Below are 19,574 nucleotides of genomic sequence, written 5' to 3'. Positions count from 1 at the left end.
TTGAATATATTGAAAAGAGGATCATAGAATGTATGAATTTTATTATAAAGATCAAATCATAAAATATAAATTAATAAAGAAAAATAAAAAAAATCTGTCTATAATTATAAAAGAAAATGAAGTAATAGTTTATTCACCAATTTATTTAAATATAGATTTAGTACAAAAAATATTATACAAAAAGGCTGACTGGATAATAAAAAAATTAGAATTAAATAATTATAAGAGAGAAAAAAATTATGAAAATGGAGAATTTTTTTTATATTTAGGACAGGAGTATACATTAAATATAATTTATGGTGATAAAACAAATATTAAGTTATTTAATAATTACTTAAACTTATATATAAATAAAAAAATTAAAAATATAAATAAAAAAAATATAATCGAATTATGGTATAAAAATAATTCATTAAATCTATTTAATAAAAAAGTAGCTTATTATAATAATTTTTTTAAGCAAAACATAAATGAAATCAGAATAAATGATTTAAAAAGTGCTTGGGGAATATGTTATCCTAAAAAAAGAAAAATAACCTTTAATTGGAAATTAATAATGGCGCCAATTGAAATAATTGATTATGTAATTGTTCACGAAATGTGTCATTTAATTCATCCAAATCATTCTAATAACTTTTGGAATGAAGTTAGTAATTATATAAAAGATTATAAAATAAAAAGAAAGTGGTTAAAAGAAAATGGAAATAGATTATTTTTATAGCAGGTGATAATAGTGAAAAGTGTTAAAATAGCTATATTTACAGATATTCATGGTAATCTACCAGCATTAGATTCCATTTTAAATAAAATAAAAAATGAAAATTATGACTTTATTTATAATCTCGGAGATACTATTGCTATAGGTCCATTTTCAAAAGAATGTATTGATAAAATTTCTAAAATAAAAAATTTAAAAATGGTAAAGGGTAATCATGAAGATTATTTTTTAAGTAACATGAATCCAGTTCCACAAAACATGTCTAAAGGAGAAATAATTCATCAAAAATGGGTAATTGAACAATTAAATAACGAAAACAAAGAATTTTTAAAAAGTTTACCTTATACTATAAATGAAAATTTTTATGGAGTAAATCTTTTCTTTACTCATTATGCTCGTAAAAATAATAAATTTAAAAAATTAAATAATGATTATAATTTACTAAATGAATTATTTGAAAATAATAATTCAGATATTATTTTTTATGGACATAATCATTGTTTTTCTGATATTAAAATAAATAAAACAAGATATATAAATCCAGGCTCGCTTGGATGTACTAAAAGTAGTTTTACAACATTTACATCAATTGAAATCTATAAAAACAAAGAAATTAAAGTTACACATCATAAAATTTTTTATAACAAAAATTATGTATTAAAAGAATTAACAAATAGAGAAGTTCCAGAAAGAAATTTTATAAAAAAAGTTTTTTTTAATTCATAACTTATCAAAATGGAATTTTTTTCTACTGAAACATTTAGGAGGTATTATATGAAAAAATTAAATAATTATATAAAAAAAGAAGCTACAGAAATATTTAAACATTTATCAAAAGACATATTATTAAAAGAAACATTATTTTCAACTAATAAAAAATATTATAAATTAATGCACAGAGCAAATTTATTATTTTCCATAATTAATTTTATTCCTTTAATTAGTGCAATTATAAATATTAATATTCCTTATATTTTCGGATATTCAATATATATATTTGGATTATATTTAGTTTGGATATTTGAATGGGCAACTGGCTTTTTAATTTTTGAAGAAATAAAAACATTTACTATAATTCAAATAGCATTACATAGTTTTTTTGGTTTGTATTTAGATTTTTATGGTAAATATGATCATTTTGATGATTTTTTACATTTAAGTGGTGGAATGTGGCTTGCATTTATAATATTTCCAATAATACTATCTTTAGAATTATCTTTTTCAAGACAAAAAATCCCAACTTTAATATTAAAAGTTAACTTCTATACTTTTTCTGTAGCGTTAAGTATGGGAACTATATGGGAAATTTTTGAATTTACTTCTGATTTAATTTTTAAAAATTTTCCAGGTTATAGATTAGCACAAGAAAATAGTTTATTTGACACTATGACAGATTTAATTTATGATTCTTTTGGAGCAGTTTTTGGAATAATATTATTTTGGCATTTATTAAAACGTTTAAATAAAAATAGAAATATGTATGATTTATTAGAAAAAATAGGATTATCTTTAAGAAATTTTATAGATAATAAACACAAGTAGAAAGATATTCTTCTACTTGTGTTTATTGTTTAATTTTAACTTTATTTCTTTTATTTTTTCATCTAATTTATTTAAACTACTGGAGTGTGTTCGTTTAATACATATATTATTTTTTTTACAAATTTTGGATGAAACAGTAGATAATTTATGACTTACTGTATTAGTAAAAAGAATTAAAGCATCTACATTTTTAATTTTTTTTTGAAAATCTGGAACCATCGTATTAAAAATTTTATACTTTTTTATTCCATGTTTTTTCAAAAGAGTTTTGTATTTATTTTCTATTCCTTTTATACCTCCAATTATTGCAACACACATAATTATCCCCCTAAAAATAAACTTAAATAAAAAAAAGTCCTATCCTATATGCAATTAAAGCTGTAATATAAGCTATACCAGTAGAAAATAAAATTTGAAACAGTGTCCATTTTTTCCCTATTTCTCTTTTCATTGCACCGATTGCTGCAATACAAGGAAAATACAATAAAACAAAAACCATCAATGAAAAAGCACTTGCAGCATTAAAATATTGAGGTAGTACATTTGAAAGCAATTCTTCTCCTCCAAATAAAGTTCCTAAAGTACCTACAACTACTTCTTTAGCCAAGAATCCAAAGAGTATTGCAACAGCAACTTGCCAAAATCCAAAACCTAAAGGTTTAAATATAGGTGCAATTATTTTACCAATTATTCCAATAAAACTATTTTCACCAGCATACTCTACTCCAGAGGGTAATGAAGCCATTATCCAAATAATTATTACTGCTGCAAAAATAAATGTTCCTGCCTTTTTTATAAATAACCAAGTTCTTTTTAAAGCTTCACCTAATGTTTCAGTAAATGTTGGTAGTCTATAAGGAGGTAATTCCATTATAAAACTTGTATTTTCTTCATTAAATAATTTTTTACTGAATATTTTAGATGAAATAATTGCTATAACTATACCAATCATATACATAGAAAAAATAACTGTTCCTGCATGTTTTGGAAAAAATATACTGGCAAAAATAAGATAAACTGGATATCGAGCACTACAAGACATAAATGGAACAACAAGTGTCGTTATTATTCGATCTTTTTTAGACTCTAAAGTTCGTGTTGCCATAATTGCTGGAATAGAGCATCCAAAACCTAAAACCATTGGAATAAAAGCTTTTCCATTTAATCCAATTGATGACATTATCCTGTCCATAACAAAAGCTGCTCTTGACATATATCCAATATCTCCCAAAAATGATATAAAAAGAAATAAGAAAAATATATTTGGAACAAAAACTAAAACACTTCCAACTCCACCAATTAATCCATCAGTAACAAAAGAAGTAAATAAACTATTAATACCTGCAGTTTGCATAGCAGCACTTATATTTTCTGCAAAAGTACCAAACCATCCATCTATCATATCTAAAAATATATTTCCTAATGAATAAGTTAGTTGAAACATTAACCACATAATAAATGCAAAAATTGGTAATCCAAAAAGTTTACTAGTTATTATTTTATCTATTTTATCAGATAATCTTATAGTTTCTTTTGGCCTTTTTACATATTTTTTAACTATTTTTGCTATATATTTATATCTTTCTTCAGATACTACTATTCCTGGATCATTTTTAAAAGCTCTTTGTAATTCACTTATAATTAAATCTATTTTTGTTAGAGTTCCCGAATTTATATTTTCTCTTATTTCAATATCTCCTTCTATTAATTTTAATGTTTTCCATCTTAAATCACCTTTTTTGACTCCAGCATTTAAAAGTTCATTTTCTATTTTTTGAACAAAGATTTCAAATTTTTGACTATATTCAATTTTATTAGGTTTTTTAATGTTTTTTTCCATTCTTTTTATTTCTGATTTGAGTTCATTTAACCCTTCTTTTTTAGTAGCTATTGTTTTTATAATAGGAACACCAAATTCTTTTTTTAAACCATTATAATCTATTTTTATTCCAAGTTTTTCAGCTTCATCTGACATATTAAAAACAAGAATTACATTTTTTCTCATTTCAAGTATTTCTGTAACTAAATATAAATTTCTTTCAATATTAGTTTGGTCAATTATTACTATTGTCGTATCAGGCATTTCTTCTACAATAAAATTTCTTGCAATTCTTTCATCAATTGAATTTGCCGTTAAGCAATAGGTACCAGGTAAGTCAACAACTTTAATTTTTTCTTGATTATATGTATAATGACCTTCTTTTTTTTCTACGGTAACTCCAGGCCAATTGCCTACATGTTGTCTAGTTCCAGTAAGCGCATTAAATATTGATGTTTTTCCACTATTTGGATTTCCACAAAGTGCAATTTTACTCATCAAAAACCATCTCCAATATCTATTTCTATTATATTTGCTTCACTCTTTCTTAAACTTAAATTATATCCTCTAACTTTTAATTCAACAGGATCACCAAGTGGTGCAGTTTTCTTTACTTCAATCTTTATTCCAGAAGTTATTCCCATACTGGTCAATCTTTGATTTAAATGCATTGTACCATTTAATTTTACTACTGTTCCTACAGTTCCTGGTTTGCATTTACTTAATATCATTTTTACCTCCTAATATTAGTAGTTTAAGCTACTTAATTTAAAAAATTTTTTTATTAAGCTTCAACAACTTCTATTTTACTGGCTATTCCATGTCCTATTGCATATTTGGCATTTTTTACAATTATTGGAATGGGTCCTCCAAAATTCTCAAAAAGAACTTCAATCTTTATTCCTTCAATTATAGCCATTTTTGATAATTTTCTTTTTCCAAATTTTCCAACATTTATTTTTTTTACATAAAAAATTCCTTTTCGAGCAAAAGAAAGCGGCATATTTATCCCTCCTATAGGTAAACTTATTTTAGTAGTTTCGACTACATTATAACATAATAAAAAAATATTGTCAATAAATTTTTTATTTACTGACAATAATATTTTTTGCTTCACTCTTTCTTAAACTTAAATTATACCCTCTAACTTTTAATTTAATTGGATCGCCAAGTGGTGCTATTTCTTTTACTTCAATTTCTACACCAGAAGTTATTCCCATTACCATCAATTTCTTTTTTGTAGCTTCATCGCCTATAACTTCTACAACTTTTACTTTATTTCCAATTTTAATTTGTTCTAAAGTTAAATTGACTTCTGATATATTTCTTAACCATTTTATTGTAAAATCTATATACTGTTTTTTTATTTGTTTATTTTCGTCAAAAAAATGTTCAAGTGATTCCATTGTTTTTATTAATTTTTTTGACTTAAAATGTTCCATTTTACAAGAAATATCTTGAGCTTCTACAGGGTCTAAATTTAAAACATTTATTAAAAAGCTCCTAATTGCAACTCTATTTTTATAAATATTTTGAGCTTTACAAATTCCCTTTTGGGTTAATTTTATATATCCACGTTTTTCATAATTTACATATTCTGCCAGTTTTAATTTTTTTATTGCCTCTATCACTGAACTATGTTTAACTTTTAATATTTTTGTTAAATCTTTTATTCTAGTTATATTTTCATTTAATTCTTTTTCATATATTGCAATTAAATAATTTTCTGAACTTTCACTTAAAACCATAAAACTCCCCCTTATGTAGGTTAAACTACTAATATTGTATATTTTTTTTTATTGTTTGTCAATATTCATACTTTCTATTTTTTTATATTGTAATATAAAATTAATTTTTCGATGATATAATTAACTTAAAAGAAATATTAATTTTTAATGAGGAGAGTGAATTTTATGTTAACTACCGAATTTACTTTTAAGGGAAAAGATGGGAAAAGTATTAATGCTGTAAAGTGGGAACCAAAACTGAATAATAACCCAAAGATTATTATTCAAATTTCTCATGGAATGGCTGAACACAAGGATAGATATTCTGACTTTGCAAAAATATTGATTAATCAAGGTATGGTCGTTTATGCAAATGATCATAGAGGTCATGGCAAAACAGCAAAAAATGAAGATGAACTTGGTTATTTCGATGATAATAATGGTTGGGATAAAGTCGTTGAAGATATGCATGAATTGACTTTAAAGATTAAAAATGATTATCCAGAAACTCCTATTGTTTTATTAGGTCATAGTATGGGATCATTTTTAACTAGAACTTATATTCAAAAATTTGGAAATGAAATAAATGGAGTAATTTTATCTGGAACAACTTATAGTTCTAATTTAAAAACAACCTTTGGTCTTATCGTTACAAAAAGAGAAATCAAAAAAATTGGAAAAAAAGGAAAAAGTTATAAACTTGATAAACTTTCTTTTGGAAGCTTTAATAAGCAATTCCAACCAAACAAAACTGAATTTGATTGGTTGAGTAGAGATGAAGAAAATGTAAAAAAATATATTGATGATCCACATTGTGGATTTGTTTGTACAGCAGGTTTTTTTAAAGATTTATTGTATGGAATATCTATAATAAATAATATAGAATATGTAAAAAACACGCCAAAAGAATTACCTATTTTTATTATTTCCGGTGAAAAAGATCCAGTTGGAGAAAACACAAAAGGTGTTTTAAAGGTATTAAACTTGTTCAAAAAAGCTGGATTAAAAAATGTAAAACATAAATTTTATAAAGATGCAAGACATGAAATTTTAAATGAAATTAATAAAAATGAAGTTTATTCCGATATAATAAACTGGCTTAATTCTGAAATTTTAAAAAAAAATAAAGTTTTATCGTAAATAAAAAACAAACAATTGCTAATTAGCAATTGTTTGTTTTTTATTTTTTACCTTTTCTTTGTTTTCCAATATTTTTTTTGTTAAAAATTTTCCAAATTGTTTAGATATAAGTTTAGTTAATAGACCCATTTTAGCATCATAAAAATAGTCTTTATCATTCAAATTATTTTTTGCCCAATAATTTTTATCTATTTCTAAAAGATTATTTGCAACAACTTTTTGTATTTGAAATCTAATAGCTCTATTTAAGGTAACTTTATTCCTTGAATTATTTTTTAATGTTGAAATAAATTCTTTTATTTCTTTGTTTTTTATTAAGTTTTTATCTGAAATTTTTCTACCTATTTTCCCACATGGTTTCATTCCCCAAGATACTGCTACTTTTTCTATATAATTCATGGTTGATTTCAAGCCACTTCCTGCAGTTGTTGAAATTATTAAAACGGGTTTACCTATCATAGTTGGTCTATGATACCACTTACATAATCTATCAAATAATGTTTTTAATGTTCCAGATACATTTTCAATATAAACAGGACTGCTAATAATCACTCCATCAGCATTTTTTAATTTATTGATTATATTTTCTACATCATCTTTATGTGGACATATATCTTTTTTTATACACAGTTCACACCCCGAACATGGATGAATATTATAATCTCCAAGATTTATGATTTCTACTTCAATATTTATTTTAAAAAGTTCCACAAAAACATTTTTTAATAATCTATATGTATTACCTTTTCTTCTACTTGAGTTAATTGCAATTATTTTCATATAAACACCTCTATAGGTTTATGCTTTATTTTATTCAATTTATATTTTAGCATTTATTATATGTTCTTGTCAATTTCAAAAGTTAATAAAAAAAGGTATAAATATGATATAATAAGAGTATAAAAGGGAGGTGGACAAATGAATATAAATCCATTAGTAGACTTTGCATTTAAAGTAATATTTGGAAGTGAAAAAAACAAAGACATATTAATAGATTTTTTAAATGCTTTATTAAAAGAAGAAAATAAAAAAATAGAGAGTTTAGATATATTAAATCCATACACAGAAAAAACTGCAATAAATGATAAGTTATCCATATTGGATATAAAAGCAAAATTAGATAATGGAACATATGTAAATATTGAAGTACAATTAATAAATGAAAAAAATATGATAAAGAGAACTTTATATTATTGGGGAAAAATGTATACAGAACAATTAAAAAAAGGCAAGAGCTATATAAGTTTAGAAAGAACAATAACAATAAACATTTTAAACTTTAATTTATTAAAAACAAAAAAATACCATAGCATATATAGATTAAAAGACATAAAAGAAAATACAGAATTAACCGATGTAATGGAAGTACATTTTGTTGAACTACCAAAAATAGAAACAGAAGAAGCAAACTTAAATGATAAATTAATTGAATGGTTATTGTTCTTAAAAGAACCAGAAAATACAAACATGGAGGTGATAACCATGAAGAATAAAGAAATTAAAAAAGCAATGACTGTATTAGAATTTATAAATTCAGATAGAATAGCAAAAGAATTATATGAAGCAAGAGAAAAAGAATTAATGGATAAGATAGATCAACAATTATATGCAGAAGAAGTTGGAATGAAAAAAGGTTTTCAAAAAGGTTTAAAGAAAGGGATTGAGAAAGGGATCGAGAAAGGGATCGAGAAAGGGATCGAGAAAGGGATAAAACAAGAAAAATTAATAATTTCAAAAAAACTTTTAAAAAAGAAATTTGGGAATAAAATAGATAATTTAATATCAAAATTAGATACATTATCCATTGAAAAATTAGATGAAATAATATCTAATATTTTTGATTTAACAATCGAAGATTTAGAAAAAAAGTTTTAAAAAAAGAACAGGAAAAAATTAATATTTTCCTGTTCTTTTTTATTAATTTATATTTTTTACAGATAAAACTTTTCCAATACTGAAATCTACAAAAATCATAGAAAAATTATTATTTAAGGAATAGGCTTGTAAAAATCCTCCTAATATTGCTGTTGTTGGTAATATGCCTGTATTACAAGTGTTCAATGCATTTTTATCATCTGTATTCATAATTTTATTTAGATCAATATTTTTATATATTGTACATATGCTACCAGCAACTCCACTATCAATGAATGTTTTATTGTTCTTTTTACAAAAATCAGACAATATGTATCTTGTTTTCAAATTATCTACACACGAATATATGATTTCGTATTTATTTAATATATCTAAATTTTTTTCTGTTAATTCTATTTCTTTTGATTCAATACAATAATTTAATTTATCTTTTATTGCTTTTGATTTATACTTTTTTATATCTTTTTTATCAAATAAAAATTGTCTGGATAAATTAGATTTTTCAACAATATCTTTATCTATTATACAAAAAGGTATTTTATTTTTATTTAATACATAAGAAACTGGATTTCCAAGTCCACCTGCTCCAATTACTACTGCATTTTTTGCTTCTAAATTAAATTTAAAATGTGGTATTGATATTTGTTTAGTATTAAAAAGTAAATTGGATACTATTAAAGTTGAAATCAATGCTGAACAGATTTCTTTTGGAATATCTACAGTTTTTTCTATTTCTTTGTATTTGTTAAAAGACACTGTTATATTATTTTCTATTAATTTAATTGTAAATCCATGTGTGTTTTCTTCTAAATCTATAATGTTAAATCCACAATTTTTTAATATTTTTTGAGATAAATCATCTTTTATACTTATTTTAGTATTAAATATTTCTTTCATCTTATTTAAACCAATATACTTTAATTGGCGATCAAAATATTCAATATCAATCATTGAATACCACGTCTTTAACTTTATTTATTATTTCTTTAGGATCTCTACCAAACACACGTATCATAGCTTCTTTTCCTGGAAACCCTTCATCCCAAACAAAGTCAACAGGTTTATTTGTTTCATTATAAATATCAGATAATCCATATGGAATTGATAATCCTTCTATTTTTCTTAATTCTTCAGGTTCTTTATAGCGATCTAAATGATAAACGGAATATCCTTTTTCTTTTGCTTTTTTTATAAATTCAGGATTATAAATAACATTCATGGCAGATCTTATCCAAGGAAAATATTTCATAGTTGCAATTACAGCTCTAGCCATATGACTTGTTCCAAAAAATGCTGGTTCATGTATAAAATTAATTTCATTTCCCAATTTATGTATTCTTCCAGGAAATTTCCCTACATGTTCTTGTTCTGTTGCATTTGGTAATGCATATACTATATTTTGTCCAACTTCTGGAATTGTATACTTTCCTAAAAGAATTATTTTATCTTTTATTTCCCATAAAGTATCTATTATATACTTTCTATGCCATTGCATTGTATGTTCTTCAGTTTCAACATAAGTATTAGAATTCTTTATAAACATATCTATATACTTTAAAGACATTTTTATTGCTTCTTCAATAGTGTATCCTAAATGTATATGAGAAGCTATTAAGGTTGAAAATACACACCCTGTTCCGTGAAGAGCCTTATTATATTTTTTAGAATAAAATTTCTTATTGTTATAAGTAACCATAATATTTTCTTCATTTAAATGTCCACCCGTTATTATGATATCTTCTTTTATTCCTGTTTCTTTAGCTTCGTCTGAATTCATAATTAAAAGATCTACATATTTTGAACCATTAATAACCTCTTCAGCAGAAATTATTTTATAATTAGTACTCGTTTTTAAAATAGGATTCCAAATTATTTTTGCATCTTTATACGTATTTCTCAATATTTTTAATTGATTTGAATTTGCCATTCCTACTTTTATAGTATTGAATTTTTTAAATAAATTAAATTCTTCAAGTGTTTCATTAAAATTAAGTTTTTTAAATTCATTTTCTGTTTGTAATGTATTTGCTGAAATAATTGATTTGGCTTTTATTCCAAACATTTTTGTTATTGCAACATCTTGTAAGAGTCCTGCACCTGATGATGGATCAAATCCTGAAAATATTAACATATTCTCCTCCTATTCTATTAATAATTTTTCAACATTTCCTTCATTTAAATAATCTTCTGTTATTTTCATTGCACAAAGTGGACCACACATAGAGCACATTTTTTTATCCTCAGCTTTTCTTTCATTATAAAATTCTTTTGCTTTATCTGGATCTAATGCATATTCAAATTGCCTTTCCCAATCAAATTTAGATCTTGCTATACTCATTTGATTATCAAATTCCATAACCTTTTTATTTTTTACTATATCTGCTGAATGAGCTGCAATTTTAGTTGCTATCAATCCTTCTTTAATATCTTCTATTGTTGGTAATCTTAGATGTTCTGCTGGCGTTACAGCACATAAAAAATCTGCACCTTTTGAAGCTGCTAAAGCTCCTCCAATAGCAGAAGTTATATGATCATAACCAGGTGCTATATCAGTAACTATAGGACCTAAAACATAAAATGGAGCATTTTTACACAATTTTTTTTGTATAATCATATTTGTTTCTATTTCATCGAGTGGAACATGTCCTGGCCCTTCTACCATAACTTGTACTCCATAATTTCTACATTTATCAACAAGTTCTCCAAGCCTTAAAAGTTCATCAATTTGCAAATCATCAGTCGCATCATGTAAAGATCCTGGTCTCAATCCATCACCCAAACTAATTGTTACATCATATTCTTTACATATTTTTAAAACTTCGTCAAAATGTTCATAAAAAGGATTTTCTTTAGAATTTTTTAACATCCATCCAGCTATTATTGATCCTCCTCTTGAAACTATTTTTGCTATTCTATTCGTTCTTTTTAGTTTTTCAATTGTTGTTTTTGTAATTCCAGCATGTATAGTCATAAAGTCAACACCTTCTTCGGCGTGATCCTTTACCATTTGCATAAAATCATTTACTTCAAAGTCAATAACTTTTTTGTTATTTTGAAATGCCTTTGAAGCTGCATCATATACTGGAACAGTACCAACCATTATATTAGAATTTTGAATAATTCTTCTTCTTATTTCCTTTAAATTACCCCAAGTAGATAAATCCATTATTGAATCTGCTCCATATTTTTCTGATATTTTTAATTTTTTTAGTTCTTCTTCTATATTCATATATCCCTGTGATGTTCCTATATTAATATTTACTTTAGTAAAAAAACCTTTTCCAACAACTCTATGCATTTTAATATCGTGTTTTTTATTTTTGGGTAATACAGCCGTTCCATTTGCTATTCTTTTTCTTATTAATTCTGGATCGCATTTTTCGTATATTGCTGCTTTTATCATTTCAGAGGTTATTTCACCTTTTATTGCCTGTTCATATTGTGTCATTTTTTCATCTCCTTTTTAAAACCAATTTACAGTCGTTGGTTTAAAATTTCTACTTTCAATATAAGTTCTAAATTCTTTTACACTTCTACTATCTTCTATTGAAAACTGTTCCGAATCATTATTTATAGTATATCCTCCAACTGAAGTTGAAGATCCTGCTGACATTTTAGTTGCTACTCCAATTAATGCATTTCTCATTTCAAAACTTTCTCTCGTTGAAATATTTATATGAACTCTTGGAAAAATTAATTTTGCTGAAAGAATAAATTTTATAAAATCAATATCATTTATATTATAAAAATCATTCTGAACGTTTAAAGCATTTTTTATTCTTGGAAAGGATATTGAATATTCTACATTTGGATATTTTTTTAATAAATAATCCATATGATATATCATCATAGGAACTTCAATATAAGGATCATTTAGTCCAAGTAAAGCACCTATACTTATTTCTCTAACTCCAGCTTTTATTGCATATTCAATTGTATCCAATCTTTTTTTATAATTACTTTTTAATCCAAATATATGAACTTTTCCATATACTCCTTTTGAATAAGTTTCTTGATACATTGTTACTCCAATTAATCCAATTTCAACTAATTTTTTATACTGTTGTTCATTTAGTGAATAAGTTTCAATTGAAACTTCTTTGAAAAGTTTTTTTAAATTTTTTACAGTATTATAAATGTAATCAAAGGAACTATTAATATGATCTTCACCTGTTAATACTAATACATGTTCTATTCCCATTTTGTACAAAAAATTTGCTTCTTTTAGAATTTGATTAATATTTAATTTTTTTCTTTTTATATTGTTAGTACTTTTAAATCCACAATAAGTACATATGTTCCTGCAATAGTTTGATATATATAAAGGTGCGTATAAATAAACTACATTACCAAAAAATTTTTTATTATTTTTCAAAACCCTCTTTGCCATTATTTCTAATGAATTTGAATGAATTAGTGAAAAGATATCTCCCGCCAAAAAGCTATCTTTTTTTAATATTTTTTTATCAAATTCTTTATTTTGACTTTTTAGAACATAATTATATACTTCATCTACTATATCTGAAAACATATCAATTTCTTCCTATAAAATCAAATAATGGTGAAGAGGCTTGAGCTATTTCTTTTTCTTCAGCTAATCCAGCAAGATATCCCAATCTTCCAGCTTCTACTGAAAGTGAGAATGCTTTTGCCATCTTAACTGGATCATCTGCAATTGATACTGCCGTATTTGCAAGTACTGCATCACATCCAAATTCCATAGCTTGTGCAGCATGTGATGGTTTACCTATTCCAGCATCTATTACTATTTTTGCATCAATTTCATTTAATAAAATTCTAACTAATTCTTTTGTTTTAAATCCTTTATTTGTTCCAATTGGTGAACCAAGTGGCATTATTACTTTTGCCCCATTTTCAACCATTTTTTTTGCATCATACAAATCTGGATACATATATGGAAAAACTTTAAAACCATTTTCACTAAGAAGTTTACACGCTTTAATAGTTTCTTGATTATCTGGCATTAAATATTTTGCATCATTTATTATTTCTATTTTTACCCAATCACTTTTTAATAATTCCTTTCCAACTTTAGCAATTAACAAAGCTTCTTCAGCTGTTCTTGCTCCAGATGTATTTACTATTACTTTAGAATTTCCTACATAGTCAATTAAACTTTCATTTAATCCATCTCTTGATGCTCTTCTCATTGCAACTGTAATTACATCAATATTTCCAAAATCTAAAGCTTTTTTCATTTGTTCATAACTTGCAAACTTTCCACTTCCCATAAAAAATCTATTTGATATTTCTTCACCATATATTTTTAATGGCTCCATCATCCACCTCCTACGACAGTAATAACTTCTATTTTGTCATTTTCATTTAAATTATTTTTATAGTCTTCTTTTTTTAATATTTCATTATTTAAAATTAAAACCACTTTTTTTTCATCTATATTGTATTTTTCTAAAAGATCATAAAAATTAGATTTTTCAATATCTTCTTCTCTTCCATTAAAAATTATTCTCATATACTTAACTCCTTTCTAAAAAAAACATCTCCTGCAAAAAGCAGGAGATGTTTTAATTATTTATTATCTCACGTACTTCCCGCTCCTTACGCTGGTATTAACCAGTTCAAGTTAAAAGGGTTAGAAACTTTCCGTTTCAATCTCAGCTGTGGAATAACAGCACCCCTGTGGGACATAATATTTAATTTTCAAAAAGATTATAACTCTTATTTTTTATTTTGTCAACTTAAAAAATAAAAAATTTCCTTTTAGATTTTTCTCCAGCATTACTATCATAAATCTCTTCAAATTCGGAATTATACATTCTAAAAACCTCTAAAACCTTTGGATTAAAGTGTTCTGGTTTTATTCTTCCATCACCTTCAAGAATAATTTCTGTTGCTTTTTTATGACTAAAACCTTTTTTATATGGTCTTTCAGATCTAAGTGCATCGTATATATCTGCAAGTGCAACTATTTGTGCTTCTATTGGAATATCAGATCCTCGTATACCATATGGATAACCTCCACCATTAAATTTTTCATGATGACAAAGTGCTATATTTAAAGCAGTTTTAAAGTATTTATTATCTTCTAAAATTTTTCTTGCTTCTGTTGTATGTTTCTTTATTATATCAAATTCATCTCTTGTAAGTCTTCCTTTTTTATTTAAAATTCCAATTGGAATAAATATTTTACCAACATCATGCAGTGGGGCAAAATTTTTAATTTCTTCTACAAACTCATAATTTAATCCCATTTTTTCAGCAATAAACTCTGATAAAATACCAACTCTATATATATGATTTCCAGTAACATCATCATGTGCTTCAGATACAATTGCTAATTTATTTGCAAATTTTATATAAGCATTTCTAAATTCTTTATTTTGTCTTTTTATTTTTAAAATAGATTCTCCAATTTCTTTAAAAGCTCTTGATATGGTTATGTCATAACCAAAAAAATCTTTTTTTGAATTTTCTTTTATATCATAAGTTATAGCAGCTACTTTTTCTTGATTAACAAAAAAAGGTATGTATAATGTAGTTTTTATTTTTTTAGTGGCTTCTTTCAAATCTTTTAAAACATTTAAGGGCATGTTGCTCTCATTTTCTTTCATAATATTATTTATTTTTTTTATTTCATTTGATCTAACAGAATAAGATCTATCTAAATCTAAATTTTTTAATATATTTATATCATGTCCTATAGAATCAACAAACTTCCATTTATTTTTTTCAAATTTTTGAATACTACCATAATCTGCACCTAATAAATTTAATGAAGTTCTAAATAGATCTGTTAAAAATAAATCTTCATCAATATTCATATACTCAGAAATATTAGAATTTATATCTATAATACTTTTTAAACTTTCTTTAGCCTTTTTATCTGTAGAAAAAGTTGTAGATAATTTTTGTTTCTCAATTTCTAAATTTTCCAATGATTTTTTTATATCGTACAATTCTTTTTCTAGAGTTTCTTTCAACTTTAAAATTTTTTTGTTCTTTTTTATGTGTTTTTTTCTTGAAAAGAATAACACTATAATGGCAAAAATAAAAAAAGAATAAATATATATATCTTTTTCTATAAGTATAAAGTTATTTTTTTTATTAAAATATTTTTTTAATGTTTTATAATAAATAGAATTTGGATTTTCTTTTATTTTTATAATATAATCATTAATATTTTCTTGAATTGTTTTATCTTTTGCTATTATTCCAAATTTAAATTCAGAAAAATTCAATCTACTTTCAATAAAATTATATTTATTAGCCAATATCAAACCAGCATTTTTAGAAACTACAGCAATATCAATTTTTTTGTTTTTTAATTCTTTAAAAATTTCATCATAACTTTCATATTCAGAAAAAATACACCTAACATTATTTTTATTTAAAATATCCTTTATTTGTTTATAAAAAATGCTATTCTTTTTTACTCCAATCCATTTATTTTTTAAATCAAAAATAGAAATTATAGATTCTGAATTAGTAAAAATTTTCATTGAATCTTTTATAATAAAATTTGAATCAACTAAAGTTGGATATATTATATCCAATCTATTATTAAAAAACATATTATTTATTTTTTCTTTTGTATCATTATAAATAGTTAAATTCCATCCTTTTTCATTTGCAATATCTTTTAAAATTTCTGTAAAAACGCCCGTATTTTCATTAGTATAAAAAGAATTTGGAAAATCACTATAAGTTCCTACTTTTAAATCAAGAGAAAAAGTAGCTAACCCAATAAAAATAACACAAAAATATAAAAGTAATTTTTTCATTGTTTTCCCCCTAAATTAATTTCCCTAGCTAATTATATCAAATTTTTTCTTAAATGCAAATATAAATGGTATAATATAATTGGAGGTTAAAAATGAAAAAAATTTATCAAAAAAAATCTACAAAAAAAAAATTAGAGAAATTAATTGAATACTCTAAAATTGAGCTGGTTGAACAAGGTTTTTCTAAATTTAATTTAAACAAAGTAATTAATTCCTCTGGAATTAGTAAAGCTACTTTTTATAAAAATTATAAGTCAAAACAAAATTTTATATTGATTGTTATAAAAAACATTATAGATGAATTTGTAACTCCATTAAAAGAATTTTTAAACGCTATAAATGATATAGAAGAAATAATTAATTTGATAGAAAATTATAACCTTGATCCACAAAAATTGCTTAAAGAATATCCAATAAAAGATTTATTTTATAATCATGAAACGGCAAAATTTATTAATGAATATTATTATAAAACCTTTGAGAATATAATATTAGAAAAAATAATAATTTCACAAAAAAACGGAACAATTAGAAATGATGTGGATCCTAAATTTATTTTTGAATTTTTAACTTCTATAATAAAAGGTATAGGTCATATGATTGAAGATGATGATTTTAAAAAAATTGTTGATAATTATAAAAAACTTATATTATCCGCACTAAAAACAAATGAGGTGGAAAAATGAAAGCTTTAGCATTATGTACAATAGGGTTAGAAAAAGTAGTAGCAAATGAAATTAAAAGAATGGGATACAAAGTTATTGATTCAAAGAGTGGTATGATATTTTTTGAAACAGATTTAGAAGGTATTTATAAAGTTAATATAAGTTCAAGAGTTGTTGAAAGACTTATGATCGTGTTAAAAGAATTTAGAGCTTATGATTTTGATGATTTATATAATGAAATATTTTCTATAGATTGGAAAAAATATTTATATAAAGATACCAACATTACTATAGATAAAATGAGTAGTAAATATTCAAGGTTATATGGACTTTCAGCAATGCAATCAGTTGCTCAAAAAGCTATATATGAAAGTTTAAAAAAATCATATAATTTAGATGATTGGACAGAAAAAAAATACAATATAAATGTAAGAGTATATACATATAAAGATAAAGTTACTGTAGCACTCGATACTTCAGGAGAACCTCTTCATAAAAGAGGATATAGAAAATTAATAAGTGATGCTCCAATAAAAGAAACCCTTGCTGCAGGATTAATTATTCTATCTGGTTGGAAAAGAAAATACCCTCTTTATGACCCATTTTGTGGTTCTGGAACAATTCCTATTGAAGCTTTAATGTATGCGATGGATTATGCTCCTGGTTTAAAAAGAAAGTTTGGAATAAACAATTTAAAAATACACAATAAAGAATTATTTGAAAAAACAAGAGAATTTTATAAAAATAAAATAAGAACAGATATAGATGTTAATATAATAGGTAGTGATATTGATCCTGAAATTATACGAGTTGCAAAAACAAACCTAAATGAATTAAATCTTGAAAAACATATTACTTTTACAACAAAAGATTTTACTAAAATAGAAAATGAATTAGAAAATGGATTTATAATAACTAATCCTCCTTATGGGGAAAGATTAAATACTAATGATGAAATAGATATTCTTTATAAAAAAATGAAAAAATTAAAAGTTATATTTCCAAATTGGAAGTACAATTTTATAACAACATATAGTAATTTTGATAAATATTTTGAAATGAAATCTAATAAAAGAAAGAAAATACAAAATGGAAAATTAGAAACTTATTTTTATATGTATGGATGATAAATATGAAGAAAATTATACTAATCATTATAATTATTTTAACAATTAATTTATTCTTTTCAAAACAAATTAAAACTCAAAATCTGACTAATATAAATTCTGATAAAATAGTGAATTTACTAAAAACTTTTAATGGATTTGTTGGTTTTGAAATGAGAAGCTTAGATGGGGAAAAAATAATAAATTATAATTCCAATAAATTATTTATTCCAGCTTCTATAACCAAATTATTTACTTGTTTTAGTGCTCTTGAATCTTATAATAAATATTATACATTCAAAACTAAAGTATACTTTGATGAAAAACCAACATCATACTACAGAGGTAATATTTACATAAAGGGATTTGGAAATCCAGTTTTAACTCCTTTAAAATACAAATATTTATTAAATGCTGCCATATCAAATAATAGTATAAAAAAAATTTATGGAAATATAATATTTGATTACTCTTATTATAAAGAAAACGGATTTGGGAAAGGATGGATGTGGGATGACCCTCAACCACAAATTGCAGCATTAAACATATGGCAAGAAAATCATGAAGCATTTAAATATAAAACAGACTTCCAATTAAAAGATTATATTACATATTTAACTACTTCTTATTTACAAGAAATAGGAATTAATTTTTATGGTGAAGTAAAATATGATATAGTACCAAATCAACTAAAGCCTGTATATATTCACTATTCTCCAACATTAAATAAAATATTAAAACAAATGCTTGAAAAAAGTGATAATCAAATTGCCGAACAACTTTTTAGAAATTTAGGAACTATAAATGGAACTGGAAAAATTGATGATTCTATTGAATATGAAAAAAATTTAATTGAAAAAACATTTAAAACATCAAATTTTATATTGAAAGATGGATGTGGTTTATCTATGTATAACTTACTTAGTCCATCATTAATAAATGATTTGATACAGTATATTTTAAACAAGTATAATAGTTTATTTTATGATATATTAGCAACTCCATATGAAGATAGCACTTTGAAAAACAGATTTAACTTTACAGTGTGGGGGAAAACAGGAACTCTTTATTCTGATTCAGCTATTTCAGGAATACTTCAAGCATCTTCTGGAAATAGATATATATTTACTTTAATAGAAAATAACTTTCCATTTCATTATTCAAAAGCAAAAGAATTTGAGAATAAAATTTTAACAACTATATATAAAATATATTAAAA

Annotated in this window: 21 protein-coding genes and 1 riboswitch; of the genes, 8 read left to right on the top strand and 13 right to left on the bottom strand. The window is 24.0% G+C overall.

The features are described from left to right. Positions 1-28: 28 nt before the first annotated feature. Genes IGS63_RS08000 through IGS63_RS07990 form a run of 3 tightly spaced genes read left to right on the top strand, consistent with a single transcriptional unit; the run spans position 29 to position 2,260 of the window. Positions 29-721 (top strand): M48 family metallopeptidase, encoded by a 693-nt coding sequence (locus IGS63_RS08000; RefSeq protein ID WP_190613962.1) that lies wholly within the window; start codon positions 29-31, stop codon positions 719-721. A gap of 12 nt (positions 722-733) precedes the next feature. Continuing rightward, entirely contained in the window at positions 734-1,444 is a 711-nt protein-coding gene (locus tag IGS63_RS07995) for a metallophosphoesterase family protein (protein WP_190613960.1), read from the top strand. Positions 1,445-1,492: 48 nt separating this feature from the next. Then, positions 1,493-2,260, top strand: a complete 768-nt coding sequence (locus tag IGS63_RS07990; protein ID WP_190613958.1) for a DUF2238 domain-containing protein — start codon at positions 1,493-1,495, stop codon at positions 2,258-2,260. A gap of 12 nt (positions 2,261-2,272) precedes the next feature. Here the strand turns inward: IGS63_RS07990 and IGS63_RS07985 are convergent, their stop codons facing one another. The 5 genes from IGS63_RS07985 to IGS63_RS07965 form a co-directional block, all read right to left on the bottom strand. Continuing rightward, positions 2,273-2,578, bottom strand: a complete 306-nt coding sequence (locus IGS63_RS07985; RefSeq protein WP_190613956.1) for a DUF2325 domain-containing protein — start codon at positions 2,576-2,578, stop codon at positions 2,273-2,275. Positions 2,579-2,600: 22 nt separating this feature from the next. Then, entirely contained in the window at positions 2,601-4,577 is a 1,977-nt protein-coding gene (feoB, locus tag IGS63_RS07980; RefSeq protein WP_190616148.1) for a ferrous iron transport protein B, read from the bottom strand. After that, a complete protein-coding gene (locus IGS63_RS07975; RefSeq protein WP_190613954.1) occupies positions 4,577-4,810 on the bottom strand; it encodes a FeoA family protein in 234 nt (77 codons plus the stop codon). Before IGS63_RS07975 ends, feoB begins: the two co-directional genes overlap by 1 nt. A gap of 53 nt (positions 4,811-4,863) precedes the next feature. After that, positions 4,864-5,082: a FeoA family protein gene (locus IGS63_RS07970; protein WP_190613952.1), complete on the bottom strand. Its 219-nt coding sequence runs from the start codon at positions 5,080-5,082 to the stop codon at positions 4,864-4,866. Positions 5,083-5,164: 82 nt separating this feature from the next. Beyond that, positions 5,165-5,827 (bottom strand): metal-dependent transcriptional regulator, encoded by a 663-nt coding sequence (locus IGS63_RS07965; RefSeq protein WP_190613950.1) that lies wholly within the window; start codon positions 5,825-5,827, stop codon positions 5,165-5,167. Positions 5,828-5,992: 165 nt separating this feature from the next. Between IGS63_RS07965 and IGS63_RS07960 the strand changes: the two genes are divergently transcribed. Continuing rightward, the gene (locus tag IGS63_RS07960; protein ID WP_190613949.1) at positions 5,993-6,946 is read left to right on the top strand and encodes an alpha/beta fold hydrolase; all 954 of its coding nucleotides are present in this window, start codon (positions 5,993-5,995) and stop codon (positions 6,944-6,946) included. An 18-nt stretch (positions 6,947-6,964) separates the two neighbouring features. Here IGS63_RS07960 and IGS63_RS07955 read toward each other — a convergent pair whose 3' ends face one another. Further along, the gene (locus IGS63_RS07955) at positions 6,965-7,726 is read right to left on the bottom strand and encodes a flavodoxin family protein (protein WP_190613947.1); all 762 of its coding nucleotides are present in this window, start codon (positions 7,724-7,726) and stop codon (positions 6,965-6,967) included. 138 nt (positions 7,727-7,864) lie between these two features. On the opposite strand from IGS63_RS07955, the gene IGS63_RS07950 reads away from it, so the two are divergent. Further along, positions 7,865-8,821, top strand: coding sequence for an Rpn family recombination-promoting nuclease/putative transposase (locus IGS63_RS07950; protein WP_190613945.1), 957 nt, complete (start codon positions 7,865-7,867; stop codon positions 8,819-8,821). A gap of 42 nt (positions 8,822-8,863) precedes the next feature. Here the strand turns inward: IGS63_RS07950 and IGS63_RS07945 are convergent, their stop codons facing one another. From IGS63_RS07945 to IGS63_RS07915, 7 genes are all read right to left on the bottom strand, one after another. Continuing rightward, complete coding sequence (locus tag IGS63_RS07945) at positions 8,864-9,772, bottom strand: ThiF family adenylyltransferase (protein WP_190613943.1); 909 nt, start codon at positions 9,770-9,772, stop codon at positions 8,864-8,866. Next, positions 9,765-10,952, bottom strand: coding sequence for a thiamine-phosphate synthase family protein (locus tag IGS63_RS07940; protein ID WP_190613941.1), 1,188 nt, complete (start codon positions 10,950-10,952; stop codon positions 9,765-9,767). Before IGS63_RS07940 ends, IGS63_RS07945 begins: the two co-directional genes overlap by 8 nt. A gap of 9 nt (positions 10,953-10,961) precedes the next feature. Further along, positions 10,962-12,269: a phosphomethylpyrimidine synthase ThiC gene (gene thiC, locus IGS63_RS07935; RefSeq protein WP_190613939.1), complete on the bottom strand. Its 1,308-nt coding sequence runs from the start codon at positions 12,267-12,269 to the stop codon at positions 10,962-10,964. A 15-nt stretch (positions 12,270-12,284) separates the two neighbouring features. Then, on the bottom strand, positions 12,285-13,352 hold the full coding sequence (locus IGS63_RS07930) for a radical SAM protein (RefSeq protein WP_190613937.1): 1,068 nt from the start codon (positions 13,350-13,352) through the stop codon (positions 12,285-12,287). Position 13,353: 1 nt separating this feature from the next. Continuing rightward, positions 13,354-14,121 carry a thiazole synthase gene (locus IGS63_RS07925; RefSeq protein ID WP_190613936.1) on the bottom strand — a complete coding sequence of 256 codons (768 nt, stop codon included), beginning with the start codon at positions 14,119-14,121 and terminating at the stop codon, positions 13,354-13,356. Next, positions 14,121-14,315, bottom strand: coding sequence for a sulfur carrier protein ThiS (thiS, locus tag IGS63_RS07920; RefSeq protein ID WP_190613934.1), 195 nt, complete (start codon positions 14,313-14,315; stop codon positions 14,121-14,123). Before thiS ends, IGS63_RS07925 begins: the two co-directional genes overlap by 1 nt. A 66-nt stretch (positions 14,316-14,381) precedes the next feature. Then, positions 14,382-14,492, bottom strand: a riboswitch (TPP riboswitch). 49 nt (positions 14,493-14,541) lie between these two features. Beyond that, entirely contained in the window at positions 14,542-16,584 is a 2,043-nt protein-coding gene (locus tag IGS63_RS07915; protein ID WP_190613933.1) for an HD domain-containing phosphohydrolase, read from the bottom strand. 92 nt (positions 16,585-16,676) lie between these two features. Between IGS63_RS07915 and IGS63_RS07910 the strand changes: the two genes are divergently transcribed. The 3 genes from IGS63_RS07910 to IGS63_RS07900 are packed head-to-tail and all read left to right on the top strand — an operon-like array spanning position 16,677 to position 19,572. Next, the gene (locus IGS63_RS07910) at positions 16,677-17,270 is read left to right on the top strand and encodes a TetR/AcrR family transcriptional regulator (protein ID WP_190613931.1); all 594 of its coding nucleotides are present in this window, start codon (positions 16,677-16,679) and stop codon (positions 17,268-17,270) included. Further along, the gene (locus IGS63_RS07905; protein WP_190613930.1) at positions 17,267-18,376 is read left to right on the top strand and encodes a THUMP domain-containing class I SAM-dependent RNA methyltransferase; all 1,110 of its coding nucleotides are present in this window, start codon (positions 17,267-17,269) and stop codon (positions 18,374-18,376) included. The genes IGS63_RS07910 and IGS63_RS07905 overlap by 4 nt, the downstream gene beginning before the upstream one ends. 5 nt (positions 18,377-18,381) lie before the next feature. Next, positions 18,382-19,572 carry a D-alanyl-D-alanine carboxypeptidase/D-alanyl-D-alanine-endopeptidase gene (locus IGS63_RS07900; protein WP_190613928.1) on the top strand — a complete coding sequence of 397 codons (1,191 nt, stop codon included), beginning with the start codon at positions 18,382-18,384 and terminating at the stop codon, positions 19,570-19,572. Positions 19,573-19,574: the final 2 nt, after the last annotated feature.

The sequence above is a fragment of the Tepiditoga spiralis genome (assembly GCF_014701195.1).
GTDB classification, from domain to species: Bacteria; Thermotogota; Thermotogae; order Petrotogales; family Petrotogaceae; genus Tepiditoga; species Tepiditoga spiralis.
Note: the sequence above shows the minus strand (reverse complement) of the source record. Positions and strands in the feature narration are given on the sequence as shown.